Genomic DNA, 17,457 nt, shown 5'->3' with positions numbered 1-17,457 from the left:
CAAGGGCGACAGTGATAGTGATTTGCGCTGTAAATCGCCTATCTGGGCGCTTGGCGAGCGCCAGTCGCGCCCCGCCGCAAAGCGCCTTTATCAGGGAATCGCTTGGGTGAAATCTCTTGCCTGCATCCTGGCTGTTGCGATCGCCGTCTTGGCTTTGCCCGCCATCGCCCCCGCGCGAGCGCAGACGGCGCAGCCTGCCGCAGCGCCCGCGGCACAACAGCCTCCCAAGGCGGCGCAGCCCCCGGACGCGCCAAAGGACAAGGCCGGGGCCCCGGCTCAGCCGGCCGGGCCCCCGGCCCCACCCCCGCCGGATCTTGCTCGCGCGCAGGAAGAGCTCGAAAAAGCCAGCGCCGCCTTAAATGACGTAGAGGCCGGGCTTGAGCGTCACGACTTGAGCGATAGCGATCTCGTCGCGAAGCGGCAAAGGCTCGCGCCCATCGCCGTCGTCCTCAATGCGACGGCTGAGAAAATTGAGCCGCGGCTCGGCGAGATCAAGGCGCGGCTGGATCAGCTCGGCCTTCCGCCCGATGAGAAATCCCCGCCAGAAAATCAAAGCGTTACGGAAGAACGCGCCGCTCAGCAGCAAAGCTTCAACAATGCCGACGAGCTGTTGAAACGCGCCAAACTGTTGAGCGTCAGGACGGAGCAGTTGCGCACGAGCGTCGCCTCGCGGCGGCGCGCTTTGTTCACACGCTCATTGTTCCAGCGCTCATCAAGCATCGCCGACGCCACACTGTGGCGCGACGTGCTGCCCGAAACGCCGAAGAACGCGCAAGGCGTCGTCACGCTTTTCACCGACTGGGCCGGCCGGATCAACGACCGTTTCGACGGCTGGCGCCTGGCTGCGTTCTGGCTCTGCCTTCCCGCCGTGTTCCTTGTCTACATCCCGCTGGCGCGGCTGGCGCGGCGCGTGCTCGCGCGCCGCGATACAATCGAAAAGCCGAGCCGCCTCCTGAAAATATTTGGGGCGTGGTGGATCGCGCTGGTGATCGCCTTGCCGCCGATCGCGCTGGTCTATCTCGTCGTGTTTTCCCTCGACGCCGCCAATCTCACGAGTTTCCGAATTCAGACGGTGTTTATGGCTATCGCCGGCGGCGTCGCACGGGTCTGCGTCGCCGTGGGTCTCGCGCGCGGACTGTTCGCGCCGACGCGGCCGAACTGGCGCCTGCCGCCGATCAGCAACGCCGCCGCCTCGCGAGTCGTCGGCGTCGCGGTCAGCGTCGCCGCGATCGTTTCGATCACGCGCCTGTGCGAGGCGCTGAACGAGGTCGTTGACGCGTCTTTTTCATTTTCGGTCGCAACGCGCGGCTTGGGCGTTGCAATCGGCGCAGCTGTTCTGGCCATGGGCTTGTGGCGGACCGGCGCCGACGCCTCGGACGAAGACTGCTTCGGTCCGCCGGTCACCCGGCGCCTGAACTGGTTCAGCATTCTACGCGGCCTCGCTCTCGTTGGCGCGTTGATCGCCGGCGGCGCCGTGCTTGCCGGCTACCCGACCTTCGCCAGCTTCTTTCTCGATCAGCTGCTGTGGATCAGCACCATCGCAGCGCTCTATTTTCTCGCCAGCGTATTGGTGGATGAAAGCATTACGGCGGGCTTCAAGCCCGGCGCACGGCTCGGCGATTGGCTGACGACGCGGGTTGGCGTCAGGCGCAATTCGCTGGAGCTGCTCGGCGTCATGTTCTCCGGCGCGTTGCGCGTGAGCCTTTTCATTATTGGACTCATTGCGATCCTTGCGCCCTGGGGTCTCCAGTCGACCGACGTTCCGCTCGACCTGCGGGCGGCCTTTTTCGGTTTCAAAGTCGCCGAGGTGACGATATCGCCTGTCGCCATTTTCGGCGCGGCGGTGATTTTCGGGCTGGTTTCGGCGACCATTCACGCCTTGCAGCGCTGGCTGGATTCCAGCCTGCTGCCCAAGACAAATCTTGATTCGGGGCTCCGCAACTCGATCATCACGAGCCTTGGATATCTCGGCTTTCTTCTGTCGGCGGGCGTTTCGCTGAGCTATCTCGGCCTCAGCTTCGAGCGGCTCGCGATCGTCGCCGGCGCGCTGTCGGTCGGCATCGGCTTTGGCCTGCAATCGATCGTCAATAATTTCGTCTCCGGCCTCATTCTGCTTTGGGAGCGCGCGGTGCGGGTCGGGGACTGGATCGTGGTCGGCGGCGATCAGGGCTTCGTCCGGCGGATCAATGTGCGCTCGACGGAGATCGAAACGGTCGATCGCTCGCAGGTGATCATCCCGAATTCGAGCCTGATCTCCGGCGTCGTCAAGAATCTGGTGCGCAACGACCGCTCCGGCCGACTGCTGATCGAGGTCACGGTCAACGCTTCCGCGAATCCGGAGGAGGTGCGCGAAGTTCTATTCGCGACCGCGAAGGCGAATGATCGCGTCCTGAAGATCCCCGCGCCGCAGATCTATTTTACCGGAATGAGCGGCGCGACGCTGAATTTCGAACTCGCCGCCTTCGTCGCGGACGTCGAGACGATGGCCCGCGTCCGCAGCGATCTGCATTTTACGATTTTCAAGGCTTTCAGGGAACGCAAATTCTTTGATGGGCCCGCCGCCGGACCGCAGAGGATCGAGATCGTCGGCGCGCCGCCGCCCGGCCTGTCACCGCGTGAAGCGAGCGAGCCGGAAAGAAGCGAGGCGGACAGCGTCCGCTCTGCCCGCTGATCAGCCGGCTACCGGCTGCGCAGCCTCCGCCGCCGCCGCCGCGATGTGCCCCGTTTTGACAAAAAGCGTGCAGCCGCCGGGCGAAATCAGACTTTGCGGGTGACCGCCAGGGTCGCGGATCCAGCTGCCCTTCGCATAGCTCCCTTCATCATCCTTGCACGCGCCCGCAAGTACGACCGCTTCTTCGCCATGGGGATGGATCATTCGGGTAAGGATGGCGCCGGGATCGAGCCGGACCAGAAAAGTCGTCACCCCCGCGAAATGATGCAGCGGCTGGATGGCGAAGCCTTCCGGCGCCTTTCGCCATTCGCCGGATGCGCTGTCGATCTTCACGCGCTCCTCATCGCCAGGCGCAAAGCAGCCAAGTTTAACGAAGAGCAGACATCCTTCCGCGCTTGTCGGCGTATGTGTCGAGCCGCGCGGATCCCTGAGATATTCTCCCGCGCCATGAGAGCCGTTCTCGTCCTGGAAACCGCCCTCCATCACGAAGATTTCCTCGCCGCCGTCATGGACATGGCGCGGCAGCGCGCTGCCCGGGGCAAAGCGAGCGAAGTAGGTTGTCTTGACCCGCTCGTCGCCAAACAGGTCGAGGGTCAGCCGTTCGACGCCTTTCTGCGGCGAAGGCGTCCAGGTCGCGGCATCCGGGAAGATAATCAGCCGCTTCAAGAAGTTGACGTTGACGCTTGTTTTTTGTGTCTTTTCGAGGACGGGCTTGAAGGATCGCGACACTGAAGCATCTCCGGGGTGCGCATCGAATTTTAAAATCGCGTGACGATGTCGCCAAGCGCCGGGCGGACGCGATCCTCGCGCTCCGCATCATTGCGGCCGATGTGCACGAAGCCCGCCATTTTCTCGTCCGGCCCGAGGCCAAGGCGCGACAACGCGTCGCGGTCGTAGCCGAACCACTCGGTGAGCCAGCAGGTTGCAAAGCCCATCGCATTGGCGGCGACCACAAGATTCATGCAGGCGGCGCCGGCCGACAGCACCTGCTCCCATTCGGGAATTTTCGGGTGCGTCGCCGCGCGTGAGACGACGCCGATGACGAGCGGGGCGAAGCTCAGCCGGTTTTTCTCGACCTCGAGCCTATTCGCGTCAGCCTCGGGATGGGCGCTCCGAAAAACTTCGGCGATGATCGCGCCGGCGCGTTCGCGCGCCTCTCCTTCAAACACGATGAACCGCCATGGCGCAAGCTTGCCGTGATCTGGAACGCGCGAGGCGATCGAAAGCAGCGTTGCGATCTGCTGTGCGTCCGGCCCCGGACCCTGAAGGGAAAATGGCGGCGCCGAGCGCCGCGCCTTAAGCATTTCAATCATTGCATTCATGGGAGGTTCATCGATTCCGGCTTAGATGACTCATTCGATGAAAGCCCGCCGCCGCCTAAGACACAAGTCTGCACGCGAGTTTGAGACGCAGACCTTGTCCGCTGTCCTGGTCCGAAAACTTGGCATGATCCAAGGCTTGTTATGCTTTTCCCGCAGTTGACCACCTCCCGCCGATTTGTCGACGTCGCTGTCAAACTCCATGAAAATGCCGCATAAAATGATGAAATGCGCATAGTTGCGGCATATGATGATGATTTTCTCGGCGCATCCCTTTAACTGAAGCCGCGCCAGCCGCTTTCCCGAGACCCTCAATGTCACTCTTCGATACGATTGGCTATCCGTCCGCAGCCCTCAGGCGGCGGGGCGCGCAGCGCGGGTCTCTCGATGCGCTCGAAGGGCTCGAGGCGCCGGACTGGTCGCGACGAACCACTGCCTTTGCATTCGCGGCCGTTATCGCATTTTTCGCTGCAGCGCTCGCCTTTTGGCTGATCGCGGGCGCGGTCGTTCCGTGGGATTCCAAAAATCATTTCTATCCGATGTTCCGGTTCCTCGCCGACGCTTTGCGCCATGGCGAGTTTCCGTTGTGGAACCCCTATCATTTCGCCGGGCACCCATCGGCCGCCGATCCGCAATCCCTGCTGTTCACGCCGAGCATGGCGCTGTTCGCGCTGATCGCGCCTGACGCCTCCATGCGTCTGTTCGACGCCGTGATCCTGGCGCATCTGTGCTTCGGCGGGCTCTGCGTCGTCGGCCTTTGCCGCCGTTGGCGGTGGCGCCCCGCCGGCGCGCTGCTCGCGGCGCTGATTTTCATGCTTGGCGGCGCCGCCTCGGCGCGGCTGCAGCACACCGGCATGATCATCTCCTACGCGTTCTTCCCGGCGGCGTTCTGGGCGCTCGAATCGATGCTCGAGCGCCGTGCGCTGTGGCGCGCCGCGCTGTTTGGGATTTTGGTCGCCTTGATGACGCTAGGGCGCGATCAGGTCGCCTTTTTGATGGACATGACTCTCGCCGGCCGGGTGGTCTATGCGGCCGCCCAGTCCCGGGCTCCGTTCGCCTATTTGCGTGACCGGCTTGGCGTATTCGTTCTCGCGGGCGCAACGCTTCTCGCCATCGTCGCCCTGCCCGCGCTTTTGACGATGCAGTTTCTGCATGAGTCGAACCGTCCGGGCATCGCCTTCGGCGTCGCGGCCGCCGGGTCGCTCGCGCCAGTCAATTTGATGACGCTGCTTGCGCCGAATTTCTTCGGCTCACTCGATCATCTGTACGACTATTGGGGTCCCGACTATTCGACCATGTCCAGGGCGGACTGGACCGACCGCGCCGTCGACTATCTCTTCATCGGCGCTCTTCCGATGCTGTTGGTGTTCTGGCACGGCTTCGGCGCTGGCCGACTGATGGCGCGCGGCGGGCGCTTCTTCCTGATCCTCATCGTCGCGGCGCTGCTCTATTCGCTTGGCCGCTATACGCCGCTGTTTTCTGTGGCTTTCGACTGGATTCCGGGGGTTTCGCTTTATCGCCGGCCGGCCGACGCGACATTCATCCTGAATATCGGGCTGGCCTTCGCCGCTGGCTATCTGCTGCATCGTTACGAAATGGATGGCCTGCCTGGCCTTTTCCCCGCCGGCCCGCGTTGGCTTGGCGTCGCGGCGGCGGCCGTGACAGGGATCGCGATCGCTGTGCTGATCGGCGCCGGGCTTGGCTTTTCGCTGCGCGAGGGACAGCTCTCGGCCTCCGTGCAACAGCTTGGCCTTTCTGCGACCATCGCCGCCGCTGGCGCAGCGCTTCTGGCGGCGCCGTCCGGACGCCGCGCCCGCGCCTTCGCAGCCAGCGTCATCGTGCTCGCGAGCGCGGGCGAAATTTTATGGCGGAACGCAGCCTCCCCGCTCAATGCCGAGCCGGCCAGCCGCTACAGCGTCTATGCCGAAATGAAGCCGGAGGAAAAAGAGGTCGTCGCCGTGCTCCGCCGTGAAATCGCCGCGAAAACCCGCGACGGCGATCATCCCCGTGTGGAAATTCTCGGCCTTCCGGGGCCGTGGCAGAACGCCTCGATGATGCTTAAGCTTGAGAACACCATCGGCTATAATCCCTTGCGCATCGAGGATTATGAACGCGCGGTCGGCCCCGGCGACAATTCGGGCGACCCGAACCTGCGCCATTTCCCCGGCACCTTCCGCGGCTATAAATGCCGCCTCGCCGCGCTGCTCGGCCTCGAATATCTCGTGCTCGACCGGCCCCTGACAGGCCTGCCGCGCCATGTGCCGCGACCGAAGGCGACACTGATCTATTCAGGCGGCGGCATATATGCGTACAAGCTCGGTAAAGCTGCGCCGCGCGCCTATTTCGCCTCCGAGATCAAGGCGGTTGATAGCGGCCAGGCCCTCGAGGCGCAGGTCTTGCCCGATTTCGACGCCTCGCATGAAGCCTTGATCGATCGAAGCAGTCTCGCCAGCCTGAAAGAGCTTCTGCCGCTCCCGGACGACGCCGTTTCCTCAGCGCCCTCGCCCAATCTTTCGCGCGTCGAGGTCACGAGCTATGATGACAACGCGGTGACGCTTGAGGCCATTGCCGATCGGGCCGGTCTTGTCGTGCTGCATGATCTTTTCTATCCCGGCTGGGAGGTTCGGGTGGACGGCAAACCGCAGCCGGTGTTGAAGGCCAACCTGCTCTTTCGCGGCGTTGAAATTCCAGCGGGCCGCCATCGTGTTGAATTTGCCTTCCATCCGTTTTCGCTCGCCAATCTATCGGCCGCCGCATCGGCCGTGTTGCTCAGGACGGAAGAGTGAAGCGCCAGTGAGGTCAGCTAAGGGAAAGGGCGCCGCGCGGGTTGCAGCTCTGCTTTGCCTCGCCATTCTGGCGCTGGCTGGCGCTGCTTCGCCCTCCGCCGCGCAGGCTCCGCCAGTCGCGCCCTCCGCAGCCCCCTCCGGCGCTCCTCCGGCCGACGCCGATGCCATCCCGCCGCTGCGCCTGCCCGCTGGCCAGACGCCGGCCAAGCCAGAGACCGACTCCGGCAATATCCTGCATTTGACGGCTTATCTCAGTGCGACGGACGCGCAGCCGCTGCGCGGCGGCGTGCATTGGCGCGTCTTCAACGAGCGCGTCGAACTCGACGGATCGCATGCGCTCGTCGCCGAATCGATCGATTCGACTCCGGCGCTGACGCTGCCCGACGGCGCCTTCATTGTGCACGCCGCCTTCGGCCTTGCCGGAGCGACCAAGCGCGTGACGATCGAGGGCAAGGGCGTCAGCGAGCGCGTCGCGCTCAACGCGGGCGCGCTGCGGATTACCGGAATGCTCGGCGACGCCCCGCTCCCGGCCGCAAAATCGCAGATCTCGATCTATGTGCCCGAGCGCAACAATTCCGAAGCAAAGCTCGTCGCCAATATCAAATCCGGCGAGACGATCGGTCTGCCGGAAGGCAATTACCACGCCGTCTCAACGCTGCTCGATCCGCAAACCACGGGGGCGGTCAATTCGACCAATTCCGTCATCAACGCGGACCTTCGCGTGCAGGCCGGAAAACTGACCGACGCCTCGCTGCGTCACCGCGCCGCGACGATGACGCTGAAGCTCGTCAGCGGCCCGTCGGGCGAGGCCCTCGCCAACACCTCTTTCACGATCCTGACGCCTGGCGGCGACGTCATCCGGGAAATGATCGGCGCCTTTCCCTCGCTTGTGCTCGCGGAAGGCGAATATGTCGTGATCGCCCGGCACGACAACAATGTTTACCAGACCAATTTCAAGGTGGAATCAACGCTCGACCGTGACGTCGAGGTGCTGGCGAAATAGGGCCTTCCCGCTCAGGCGGCCTCGAGCTGCAAAATAGCGTCTCCGGCCCGTTTGATGGCCAAGGCGCGCGCGTCTTCGCCAAATGAGAGGCCCTCGGCCCGGATGATTTCAACGTCGGCGATCCCAATGAAGCCGAAAATCGCCCGCAAATAGGTCTCCTGATAGTCGAGCGCCGCGGCGGCCGCGCCCGCTTCGAAAACGCCGCCGCGCGAAGAGGCGATGATCAAGCGCCTGCCGCCGGCTAGGCCCTCGACCGCGCCATTGGCATAACGAAACGTCTTTCCGGCGATGACCAGCCTGTCGATCCAGGCTTTGAGCTGGCTCGAAATCGTAAAGTTATACATAGGCGCGCCGAGGACGACGATATCGGCGGCAAGGAACTCCGCAAGAATTGCGGCGCTCTCTTCGAGCGTGGCCTGCGTCGCTGGATCGGATGCGGGGGCGCCCGGCGCGCTCGCGGCAAGGAGCGCTCCGGACAGATGCGGCAGCGGATTTGCGGCAAGATCGCGATGCGTCACGTCGAGATGGGGTGTGACCTCTTGCAGCCTCGTAACAATCGCCGCCGTCAGCTGGCGGCTGACGGAATGATCGCCAAGGATGCTGGAATCGATGTGCAGAAGTTTCATGGACGGACGCCTTTTTACAGTATAAATTTGTAACCAAGGCACTATGCAATCCTGTCGGGACCGCGCAAGGAGGCACAGATTTGGAACCCAGTCACGCGCATGTTCCCTCGCAATGCGCTCGCGTCGCGCCGATCCTTGCGCGGATTGGCGATAAATGGAGCATCCTCGTCATCATGATCTTGGGCGACGGCCCGATCCGCTTCAATGAATTGCGGCGGCGCATCGGCAGCGTCTCGCAGCGAATGCTGACGTTCACGCTTCGTGGATTGGAGCGGGACGGATTTTTGACCCGCACCGTTTTTCCGACTGTTCCGCCGCGGGTCGATTATGAATTGACTCCGCTTGGCCAATCGTTGCGCGCGCCGGTGCAGGCGCTCGGAAGCTGGGCGCTGCAAAACCTCGAGACAATCGAAGACGCCCGGCTTCGCTTCGATGAAGCCGCCAAGCGCGAGCCCGCCCCCCCGCCGCCCTTGAGGTTTTCGCCGTGAGCGGGTCCGCAATCCGGCCGACCGAGCGAACGGCCGCGCGCATCGTTCCGGCCAATGCGGCGGGAATCGCCGAAGGAGCCCGGCTTCTTCGCGCGGAAAAACTCGTCGCCTTTCCGACCGAGACCGTCTATGGCCTCGGCGCCGACGCCTCCAGCAACGCCGCGGTCGCCCGCATTTACGCGGCGAAGGGCCGCCCGGCCTTTAATCCGCTGATAGCCCATGTCGCGACCCTTGCAGAGGCCTCCCGGCACGGCGTTTTTTCGGCCGCCGCCCTGCGCCTTGCCGAAAAATTCTGGCCAGGTCCGCTGACGCTTGTTCTGCCTGTCGCGGCGACCAACCTGGTCTGCGAGCTGGCGCGGGCTGGTCGGGAAACTGTTGCGCTGCGTATTCCCGCCCACAAGAACGCCCTCGCCTTGATCGCCGCGGCCGGGCTGCCGGTCGCCGCCCCCTCCGCCAACCGCTCCGGGCGCATCAGCCCGGTGACGGCCCGCCACGTCGCAGAGGATCTTGGCCCTGACGTCGATCTTATTCTCGACGGCGGCGCCTGCCCCGTCGGCGTCGAATCGACCATCATCGCCTGCCTTGGCGAGACGACGCAGTTGCTACGCCCGGGCGGGCTCTGCCGAGCCCTGATCGAGGAAGCGCTCGGCCTCGCCCTGCCCGAGCGCGTCGCTTCGCATGAAATCGTCGCGCCGGGAGCGCTTGCTTCGCATTACGCGCCGTCCGCCCTGGTGCGGCTTAATGCTGAAAGGCTTGAGCCGGGCGAGGCCGGGCTCGACTTCGGCGGGCGTTTTTCGCAAGGCCCGGCGACGCTCGATCTGTCGCCCGCGGCGGATCTCGATGAGGCGGCGGCCAATCTGTTCGCTTTTCTGCGCGAGCTCGACTCAAGAGGCCCCGTTTCGATCGCGGTTGCGCCAATTCCCCGCCACGGCATTGGCGAGGCCATCAACGACCGGCTGAAGCGCGCCGCAGCGCCGCGCAGCTAAACTACATATTCGGATAATTCGGGCCGCCGCCGCCCTCGGGCGGCGTCCAGTCGATGTTCTGCGCGGGGTCTTTGATGTCGCAGGTTTTGCAATGCACGCAATTCTGCGCGTTGATGACGAAGCGCGGATCGGACTTTTGCGCTTCATCCGCATAGGTCAATTCATAGACGCCGGCCGGGCAATAAAGCCGCGCCGGTTCGCCATAGACCGGCAGATTGTAGGCGATCGGAATTGACGGGTCCTTCAGCCGCAGATGGATCGGCTGATCCTCTTCGTGATTGGTATTTGAGATAAACACCGAGGACAGTCTGTCGAAGGTCAGTCGCCCGTCGGGCTTGCCATAGGCGAGCGGCTGACCCTCCGCGAGCGGCTTCAGGCAGGCATGATCCGGCTTGCCATGAGCCATCGTGCCGAACGGCGAATGGCCAGTGAGCGTATTCAGCCACATGTCGATCCCGCCAAGGCCGATCCCCTTGATCGTGCCGAATTTCGACCACAGCGGCTTGACGTTGCGCACCGGGAAGAGATCGCGGCCGATGACGGACCCGCGCCACGCGGCTTCGTAGGCGCTCAATTCGTCATTGGCGCGGCCCTGGCCAAGCGCCTCAATGACATGTTCGGCGGCGAGCGCGCCGGAGGCGATCGCGTTGTGCGAGCCTTTTATGCGCGGGACATTGACGAAGCCGGCTGCGCAACCGATCAGCGCTCCGCCCGGAAAGGCGAGTTTTGGGACCGACTGCCAGCCGCCTTCGGTGATCGCCCGTGCACCATAGGAGATACGGCGCGCGCCCTCGAACAGCGGCGCGACGGAAGGATGCGTCTTGAAGCGCTGGAACTCGTCAAAGGGCGACAAGGTCGGGTTGGCGTAATTCAGATGGACGACGAAGCCGACCGAAACGTGATCCTCATCGAAATGATAGAGAAACGAGCCGCCGCCCGTTGAATCATCGAGCGGCCAGCCGAAGGAATGGCGCGCGAGGCCCGGCCGGCAGAGCGCCTTGTCGATCTGCCACAACTCCTTGAGGCCGAGGCCGAATTTCTGCGGCTCGCGCCCCTCCGAAAGGCGGAAATGGGCGATCAGTTTTTTTGCCAGCGAGCCATGCGCGCCCTCGGCGATCAGCACATATTTGCCGCGCAGCTCGATGCCCCGGGTCAATGAGTCTTTCGGCAGCCCGTCGCGGCCGATCCCCATATCGCCGGTCGCGACGCCAAGAACCTCGCCCCTTGGTCCAAACAGAAGCTCGGCGCCGGCGAAGCCCGGAAAGACATCGACCCCGAGGGCTTCCGCTTTCGCGCCCAGCCAGCGCACGAGATTGCCGAGCGAACCGATGAAGGCGCCATGATTGCTCATTAGTTTCGGCATCAGAAAATGAGGCAGCCGGACCGCCCTGCGCTCCGTGAGCCAGAAGAATTCATCGGCGTTGACGCCAGTGCGCAGCGGCGGGTCCTTGTCCTCGCGCCAGCCGGGCAGCAGCGCGTCGAGCGGAGCGGGATCGATAATGGCGCCCGACAAAATATGCGCGCCAAGCTCGGAGCCCTTTTCAATAAGGACGACGGCGAGATCGGGCTGGAGCTGTTTCAGCCGGATGGCCGCGGCAAGCCCGGCCGGACCGCCGCCGACAATGACGACGTCGAAATCCATGCTTTCGCGCGGCTGCGCCAGTTCGCTGCTCATCGGCCTTCAGTCATAAGATCTTGCGCCCAGCCAAACCATCGTCTTATGCCCGCTCGAACCCTATTCCGCCGCGTCCCGTTCGCGAAAAATCTGCGCGTTTATAAATCATGCTCTACAAATTGAGATTAGTCTTTTCGACGCCGCGCGCGCGAAAATTCGTCTCGGGTGGAAGACAAAGTGGCCGAAAGCCTGATCGCGCTTTTGCGCTGGTATGCGGAGATGGGAGTCGACATTGCGCTCGATGAGATTCCGCACGACCGCACGGCCGCGCCGGCGCAGCCTGATCGCGCGCCGCCTGCGATCGCAATTGAGGAGCCGCCGCAACCTCCGGCAGCCCGCCCGCCCGTGACAGTCGCGGGCGCCGAAACTGTCGAGCGCGATGCGCGCGCTGCCGCCGCGGCGTCGAAGACCCTCGAAGAGCTGCGCGCGGAGCTTCTCGCCTTCGAAGGCTGCGGCCTCAAGACGACCGCGACGCAGCTCGTGTTCGGCGATGGCGAGGCGGGCGCAAAAATCATGTTCGTCGGCGAAGCGCCCGGCGCCGACGAGGATCGGCAGGGCGTCCCCTTCGTTGGCCGCGCCGGGCAGCTGTTAAACCGGATGCTTGCGGCGATCGGTCTCGACCGGCGCGATGTCTATATTTCCAACGTCGTGCCCTGGCGTCCGCCCGGAAACCGCACCCCGACGATGATCGAGACCGCGGCCTGTCTGCCGTTCACACGCCGCCAGATCGAGCTGGTCGGCCCCAAAATACTGGTCTGCCTCGGCCTGCCCTCGGCGCAGACCCTCCTTGGCGCCAAGGACAGCATGACGCGGATACGCGGCCGCTGGCTGACCTATGATTGCGGCGGAACGCCAATCCGCGCGATCGCCCTGTTTCACCCGGCCTATCTGCTGCGCCAGCCGGGGCAGAAGAAGCTCGCCTGGCAGGATTTGCGGATGCTCGCGCGGGCGCTGGAGCAAATGCGCGCGGGCGAGCCGGCGACGTCCGGCGAAGGCGTCTAGGCCGCGCCTTTCGCATCTTGTTTGATCGGATGATCTCGTCCAGAAGTCTTGCAGTTTCCTGCGATGCTGCAAGACTTCTGCACGCCGAAAGCCTGGAGCCGGTTTATGAGATGGGAAGATTATCGCCGATCCGACAATGTCGAGGACCGGCGCGGCGAGACGGAATACGCCAGCGCGGGGCAAAGCTTTGGCGGCGGCGGGGGCGGTGGACTGGGCATCGGCGCCATTGTCGTGCTCGGGTTGATCGGCTGGGCCTTCGGCATCGATCCGCGTCTTCTCATTGGCGGCGCCGAACTCTTTAACGGCGCGCGGCATTCGCAGACGCAGAGCGCGCCGCCGCAGCCGCAATCCCGGCAGGCGGGAACGCCGACCGACCAGATGGGCCAGTTCGTCGCGGCGGTTCTCGCCGAAAACGAGGACGTCTGGACGGACATCCTCCCCTCGCAGGCCGGCGTTAATTATGTGAAGCCGAAGCTGGTTCTTTATAGCGGCTCGACGCGGTCCGGCTGCGGCGGCGCCAGCGCGTCGATGGGGCCGTTTTATTGCCCGAACGACCAGAAGGTCTATCTCGATACGTCGTTCTTTCGCGACATGAAGGAAAAACTGGGCGGCGGCGGCGATTTCGCCTACGCCTATGTCATCTCGCATGAGATCGGCCACCACATCCAGAATTTGCTGGGAATTTTGCCGAAGGTGCAGGCGGCGCAGCAGCGGGCTTCGAAAGCCGACGCCAATGCGCTGTCAGTCCGCGTCGAGCTGATGGCCGACTGCCTCGCCGGCGTCTGGGCCGCAAATGCGCAGAAAAAATATCAGATCCTGCAGCCGGGCGACGTCGACAAGGCGATCAATACGGCGCAGGCGATCGGCGACGATCTTCTGCAAAAGCAGGCGCAGGGCTATGTGGTGCCGGATTCCTTCACGCATGGATCGGCGGCGCAGCGCGAGCAATGGCTAAACACCGGGCTGAAATCCGGCGAGGTCAACGCCTGCAATACCTTCAAGAGGTAGGCTCGCAAAAGGCGTTCGCGCTTTACGCGATCCGCCGCGCATGGGTGCGCAGCGTCGTCGCCGGGCGGAGGAATTGGGCGAGCCCGACGAGTCGCTTGGCTGAGCCTTTGAGACAACGATCGCGCGGCGCGATAAGCCCCGCAAGCGGCGCCGCTCCAGGAAACATCCGCTCAAACAGACGTTCAGGCGCGGCGCGCAGCACGGCGACTTCCGCTCCGTTGGCGCGCGGCGGCCGTTGGAGAAAATCGCCGGCTTCCTCGATAAAGCCCTGCTGCGGCGCGAAGCCCGAGCGAATCAGAAGAATATGCGGGCCTCGCGCCGCCTCGATCGCCTCGCGCAGCCACTCCGGCTCGCCGATCGCCTCGATCAGGCCGCAACCGGCGTGGTCGGCGATGATTTCAAGCCCCTGGCTGGCGGGCCCGGCAATGGCGACGTCACGTAAAAGCCCCTCGACGTTCGCCCTCACCAGCGAGCTCAGCGTGCGGACGAGCGTCTCGGCGGGATCGACCCCGGGCGAGCGATGCGTCACTTCGTAAAGCACGACGGCTGAAAGCATAAGCAGATCGAAACATTCTTTGGGCAAGGGGCGCAAGGGCGTCGATTGGCCTTATACGAGCCGACGATCCGGGCAAAGTGGAATATGACGCCTGGACGCGGCGGCGGGGCCGCCGCAATTGCGCAAGCGCCGCCCGCAAGGCATGCTGTCCGCGGCTCCAATCGTCACAAACAAGGCAGGCTGCATGAGCCGCGCGCGCGACCCGTTCGAGATCACCGCCGACATTCTGCTGCGCGCCTATTCGATTGGCCTGTTTCCCATGGCCGAGAGCGCTGAGGATTCGAGCCTCTTCTGGGTCGATCCCGAGTTTCGCGGGGTCTTTCCCCTTGACGGGCTCATCGTGTCGAAAAGCCTTGCGAAAACCATACGCTCCGACGTGTTCGAGGCAAAGGTCGACCATGATTTTGACGCCGTGATCGATGGATGCGCCGCCTCCTATCCCGACCGCGAAAAGACTTGGATCAACAAACGCATCCGGAGCCTCTACCGCCAGCTGTTCGACGCCGGACGGGTGCATACGGTCGAAACCTGGCAAGACGGCGTGCTGGTCGGCGGTCTCTACGGCGTCCACCTTGGCGGCGCGTTTTTCGGCGAGAGCATGTTTCACCGCAAGACAGACGCCTCGAAAGTCGCGCTGGCGCATCTTGTAGCGCGGCTGCGGAAGGGCGGCTTCAGCCTGCTCGACGCGCAATTCGTGACGCCGCATCTGCAATCGCTCGGCGCCGTCGAAATCCCCAAGGAGACCTACCGTCGCCGTCTTGCGCGAGCGATGGCCCAGTCGGCCGATTTCTGGGTCTGGCCGAAGAGTCGCGAGGTTACCGGCGCCGAAGCGATCGAGGCTTTGCCGAAGCGCGGCGCGCCGCCTCAGGAATGATCGCGTTCGAGCGCGGACTTGAGCTTAGCTGCCTCCGCCTCGCTGAGCTCTTTTGGCGCCAAAGCGTTCGCGTCACGCCGCCGCATATTGGCGATGATCGCGGCGGCCCCGACAATCAGAACGATCAGCGGCGCGCCCCACAGCGCCAGCGTCTCGGCTTTCAGCGGCGGTTTCAAGAGGATGAAATCGCCATAACGGCGCACGAGATAGTCGCGAATCGCCTCATCGCTGTCGCCCACCTTGAGGCGTTCGCGGACGAGGAGGCGCAGATCGCGCGCCAGCGGCGCATGAGAGTCGTCGATCGATTCATTCTGGCAGACCATGCAACGCAAATGCGCGGAGAGGTCTCTCGCGCGCGCCTCGAGGGTTGCGTCACCGAGGATTTCATCGGGCTCGACGGCTCCGGCTGTGACAGGGCCCAGCGCAAGGGAGCCAAGCAGCAGGAGGGCGCGAAGCGAAGCTTTCATGCTCATTCCGCCGGCGCGGCTTGCGGCGCGGCCGGCTTGCGCGCGCGCCGACCGACGCCGACGCGAAGCCGCATGTCGCTTAAAGAAAGCGCGCCGCCGAAGGCCATGATCAGCGCGCCGCCCCAGATCAGCGAGACGAGCGGCTTCCAGAAAATGCGCGCGTCCACTTTGCCGTCGGGCTCGAGGCCGCCGATGCTGATATAGACCTGGCCCAACGAAAGAGTCGCGATGCCGGCTTCCGTCCTGTTGCTGCGCCGGGTCGGATAGGAGCGCAAGGAAGGCTCGACCACCGCGGCGACGACGCCCCCGGATCGAATCACCGTCGTTGCAAAAATTTCCGAATAATTCGGCCCCTCGCGCTTGGCGAGATCCCGCAGCGTCAGCTGAAACGGGCCGACGTCAAGCGTATCGCCCGGGCGCAAGGTGGTTATCTTTTCGACGCCCCAGCCGGACGCCGCAAGGCCAAGCAGGGTGACGCCGATGCCGGCATGGGCGAAAGCCGTGCCGAGCGCCTGTCGCGGCAGTCCTGACAGGCGGCGCAGGATCGCCGCGGGCGAGGCGCCGGCGCCTAGAAGGCGCCTGCCGATGTCCGTGAAGGCCCCGACGATGACATAGGCGGCAAGACCGCCAAGCAGGAAGCTGACCGCCGGACCGCCGTGGATCGCCGCCAGCGCCGCCGCCATCAGGAGGCCGGCGCCGAAGGCGTAGATCAGCCGTTGCGCCACGCCAAGGAGATCGCCGCGCTTCCAGGCGAGCATCTGGCCAACCGGCATCAGGATGAACAGCGGGACGAACAGCGGAACGAAGGTCAGATTGAAGAACGGCGCGCCGACAGAGATTTTCTCGCCCGTCACGGCTTCGAGCGCCAGCGGATAGAGCGTGCCGACGAAGACGGTGGCGCAGCAGGTCGAGAGGATCAGATTGTTGACGACGATCGCGCCTTCGCGCGAGATCGGGGCGAACAGGCCGCCCTGCTTCAGGCCGCCCGCGCGCGCCGCGAACAAAACCAGCGAACCGCCGATAAACAGGACGAGAATCAACAGAATGAACACGCCGCGCATCGGGTCGGTGGCGAAAGCATGCACCGAGGTGAGCACGCCGGAACGCACCAGGAAGGTGCCGAGCAGCGAGAGCGAAAAGGCGAGGATCGCCAGGAAAATCGTCCAGATCTTCAGCGCTTCGCGTTTCTCCATCACGCTCGTGCAGTGGAGCAGCGCCGTGGCGGCAAGCCAGGGCATCAGCGAGGCGTTTTCGACAGGGTCCCAAAACCAGAAGCCGCCCCAGCCGAGCGTGTAATAGGCCCAGTAAGACCCCATTGCGATGCCAAGCGTCAGGCAAATCCAGGCGGCGAGCGTCCACGGCCGCACGAAGCGTGCGAAGACGGCGTCGATGCGCCCGCAGATAAGAGCGGCGGCGGCGAAGGAATAGGTGATCGAAAGTCCGACATAGCCAAGATAAAGCAGCGGCGGATGGATCGCGAGGCCGGGATCCTGCAATAGCGGATTGAGGTCGTTGCCCTCAGCCGGCGGCGCGCCGAGCCGGGCGAAGGGGTTGGAGGTGAGAAGAATAAACAGCACGAAAGCGGCGCTGATCCAGGACTGGACGGCGAGCGTGTTCGCCCGCAGATCCTCGGGCATCGAGGCGGAGAACATAGCGACCGCTGCGCCGAACAGGGCCAACACCAGCACCCACAAGAGCATCGAGCCCTCGTGATTGCCCCAGACGCCGCTGATCTTGTAAATCAAGGGCTTGGCCGAATGCGAATTCTCGACGACATTCAGCAGCGAGAAATCCGACGTCACATGCGCATAGGTCAGCGCGAAATAGGAATAGCCGATCAGCAGGAAGCTCATGATCGCGACCGGCGGCGCGACGGCCATCAGGCGGCGGTCGCCCGCAAGCGAGCCCCAGATCGGCAGCACGGAATTGACGAGCGCGAGCGCCAGCGCAAGGACGAGCGCGTAATGGCCGGTTTCGACGATCATGCCAGCTTCAT

General features: G+C 64.1%; 15 protein-coding genes. 8 read left to right on the top strand and 7 right to left on the bottom strand.

All coding sequences use genetic code 11. The annotated features are described in order from the left end of the window. Positions 1–106: 106 nt before the first annotated feature. Entirely contained in the window at positions 107–2,671 is a 2,565-nt protein-coding gene (locus CR492_RS10775) for a DUF3772 domain-containing protein (RefSeq protein WP_146030238.1), read from the top strand. On the opposite strand, the gene CR492_RS10770 is transcribed toward CR492_RS10775, so the two are convergent. Both CR492_RS10770 and CR492_RS10765 read right to left on the bottom strand, forming a co-directional pair. Next, the gene (locus CR492_RS10770; protein ID WP_102843750.1) at positions 2,672–3,400 is read right to left on the bottom strand and encodes a cupin domain-containing protein; all 729 of its coding nucleotides are present in this window, start codon (positions 3,398–3,400) and stop codon (positions 2,672–2,674) included. 29 nt (positions 3,401–3,429) lie between these two features. Continuing rightward, positions 3,430–3,993, bottom strand: coding sequence for a nitroreductase family protein (locus tag CR492_RS10765; RefSeq protein WP_102843749.1), 564 nt, complete (start codon positions 3,991–3,993; stop codon positions 3,430–3,432). Positions 3,994–4,304: 311 nt separating this feature from the next. On the opposite strand from CR492_RS10765, the gene CR492_RS10755 reads away from it, so the two are divergent. Together CR492_RS10755 and CR492_RS10750 are read left to right on the top strand one after the other, a co-directional pair. Continuing rightward, on the top strand, positions 4,305–6,776 hold the full coding sequence (locus CR492_RS10755; protein WP_102843747.1) for a YfhO family protein: 2,472 nt from the start codon (positions 4,305–4,307) through the stop codon (positions 6,774–6,776). Between the two features lie 7 nt (positions 6,777–6,783). Beyond that, positions 6,784–7,779 carry a hypothetical protein gene (locus CR492_RS10750; RefSeq protein WP_102843746.1) on the top strand — a complete coding sequence of 332 codons (996 nt, stop codon included), beginning with the start codon at positions 6,784–6,786 and terminating at the stop codon, positions 7,777–7,779. Between the two features lie 11 nt (positions 7,780–7,790). Here CR492_RS10750 and CR492_RS10745 read toward each other — a convergent pair whose 3' ends face one another. Beyond that, on the bottom strand, positions 7,791–8,405 hold the full coding sequence (locus tag CR492_RS10745; RefSeq protein WP_102843745.1) for an FMN-dependent NADH-azoreductase: 615 nt from the start codon (positions 8,403–8,405) through the stop codon (positions 7,791–7,793). An 80-nt stretch (positions 8,406–8,485) separates the two neighbouring features. Here CR492_RS10745 and CR492_RS10740 point away from each other — a divergent pair, with 80 nt between their 5' ends. Together CR492_RS10740 and CR492_RS10735 are read left to right on the top strand one after the other, a co-directional pair. After that, positions 8,486–8,893 (top strand): winged helix-turn-helix transcriptional regulator, encoded by a 408-nt coding sequence (locus CR492_RS10740; protein ID WP_102843744.1) that lies wholly within the window; start codon positions 8,486–8,488, stop codon positions 8,891–8,893. Beyond that, positions 8,890–9,879 carry an L-threonylcarbamoyladenylate synthase gene (locus CR492_RS10735; RefSeq protein WP_102843743.1) on the top strand — a complete coding sequence of 330 codons (990 nt, stop codon included), beginning with the start codon at positions 8,890–8,892 and terminating at the stop codon, positions 9,877–9,879. The genes CR492_RS10740 and CR492_RS10735 overlap by 4 nt, the downstream gene beginning before the upstream one ends. A 1-nt stretch (position 9,880) precedes the next feature. Here CR492_RS10735 and CR492_RS10730 read toward each other — a convergent pair whose 3' ends face one another. Further along, positions 9,881–11,554, bottom strand: coding sequence for an electron transfer flavoprotein-ubiquinone oxidoreductase (locus CR492_RS10730; protein ID WP_102843742.1), 1,674 nt, complete (start codon positions 11,552–11,554; stop codon positions 9,881–9,883). Positions 11,555–11,731: 177 nt separating this feature from the next. On the opposite strand from CR492_RS10730, the gene CR492_RS10725 reads away from it, so the two are divergent. Both CR492_RS10725 and ypfJ read left to right on the top strand, forming a co-directional pair. Then, the gene (locus CR492_RS10725; RefSeq protein ID WP_102843771.1) at positions 11,732–12,556 is read left to right on the top strand and encodes a uracil-DNA glycosylase; all 825 of its coding nucleotides are present in this window, start codon (positions 11,732–11,734) and stop codon (positions 12,554–12,556) included. Positions 12,557–12,661: 105 nt separating this feature from the next. Continuing rightward, entirely contained in the window at positions 12,662–13,564 is a 903-nt protein-coding gene (gene ypfJ / locus CR492_RS10720; RefSeq protein WP_102843741.1) for a KPN_02809 family neutral zinc metallopeptidase, read from the top strand. 22 nt (positions 13,565–13,586) lie between these two features. On the opposite strand, the gene CR492_RS10715 is transcribed toward ypfJ, so the two are convergent. Further along, on the bottom strand, positions 13,587–14,120 hold the full coding sequence (locus tag CR492_RS10715) for a transposase (protein WP_146030237.1): 534 nt from the start codon (positions 14,118–14,120) through the stop codon (positions 13,587–13,589). Positions 14,121–14,304: 184 nt separating this feature from the next. Between CR492_RS10715 and aat the strand changes: the two genes are divergently transcribed. Next, positions 14,305–14,994 carry a leucyl/phenylalanyl-tRNA--protein transferase gene (gene aat / locus CR492_RS10710; RefSeq protein WP_102843770.1) on the top strand — a complete coding sequence of 230 codons (690 nt, stop codon included), beginning with the start codon at positions 14,305–14,307 and terminating at the stop codon, positions 14,992–14,994. Here the strand turns inward: aat and CR492_RS10705 are convergent. Both CR492_RS10705 and CR492_RS10700 read right to left on the bottom strand, forming a co-directional pair. Beyond that, positions 14,985–15,467: a cytochrome c-type biogenesis protein gene (locus tag CR492_RS10705; protein WP_432431203.1), complete on the bottom strand. Its 483-nt coding sequence runs from the start codon at positions 15,465–15,467 to the stop codon at positions 14,985–14,987. The two genes, aat and CR492_RS10705, sit on opposite strands and share 10 nt — an antisense overlap. After that, positions 15,464–17,446, bottom strand: a complete 1,983-nt coding sequence (locus tag CR492_RS10700) for a heme lyase CcmF/NrfE family subunit (protein ID WP_102843738.1) — start codon at positions 17,444–17,446, stop codon at positions 15,464–15,466. The genes CR492_RS10705 and CR492_RS10700 overlap by 4 nt, the downstream gene beginning before the upstream one ends. Between the last annotated feature and the right edge of the window lie 11 nt (positions 17,447–17,457).

It is taken from the genome of Methylocella silvestris (genome assembly GCF_002891535.1).
GTDB classification, from domain to species: domain Bacteria; phylum Pseudomonadota; class Alphaproteobacteria; order Rhizobiales; family Beijerinckiaceae; genus Methylocapsa; species Methylocapsa silvestris_A.
This window is presented reverse-complemented; position numbering and strand designations above follow the sequence as displayed.

Excerpts from the sequence above, each read along its gene's own strand:
- CR492_RS10765 (WP_102843749.1), bottom strand. The coding sequence starts at position 3,993 with ATGAATGCAATGATTGAAATGCTTAAGGCGCGGCGCTCGGCGCCGCCA.
- CR492_RS10755 (WP_102843747.1), top strand. The coding sequence starts at position 4,305 with ATGTCACTCTTCGATACGATTGGCTATCCGTCCGCAGCCCTCAGGCGG.
- CR492_RS10745 (WP_102843745.1), bottom strand. The coding sequence starts at position 8,405 with ATGAAACTTCTGCACATCGATTCCAGCATCCTTGGCGATCATTCCGTC.
- CR492_RS10730 (WP_102843742.1), bottom strand. The coding sequence starts at position 11,554 with ATGAGCAGCGAACTGGCGCAGCCGCGCGAAAGCATGGATTTCGACGTC.
- ypfJ (WP_102843741.1), top strand. The coding sequence starts at position 12,662 with ATGAGATGGGAAGATTATCGCCGATCCGACAATGTCGAGGACCGGCGC.
- CR492_RS10715 (WP_146030237.1), bottom strand. The coding sequence starts at position 14,120 with ATGCTTTCAGCCGTCGTGCTTTACGAAGTGACGCATCGCTCGCCCGGG.
- aat (WP_102843770.1), top strand. The coding sequence starts at position 14,305 with ATGAGCCGCGCGCGCGACCCGTTCGAGATCACCGCCGACATTCTGCTG.
- CR492_RS10705 (WP_432431203.1), bottom strand. The coding sequence starts at position 15,467 with ATGAGCATGAAAGCTTCGCTTCGCGCCCTCCTGCTGCTTGGCTCCCTT.
- CR492_RS10700 (WP_102843738.1), bottom strand. The coding sequence starts at position 17,446 with ATGATCGTCGAAACCGGCCATTACGCGCTCGTCCTTGCGCTGGCGCTC.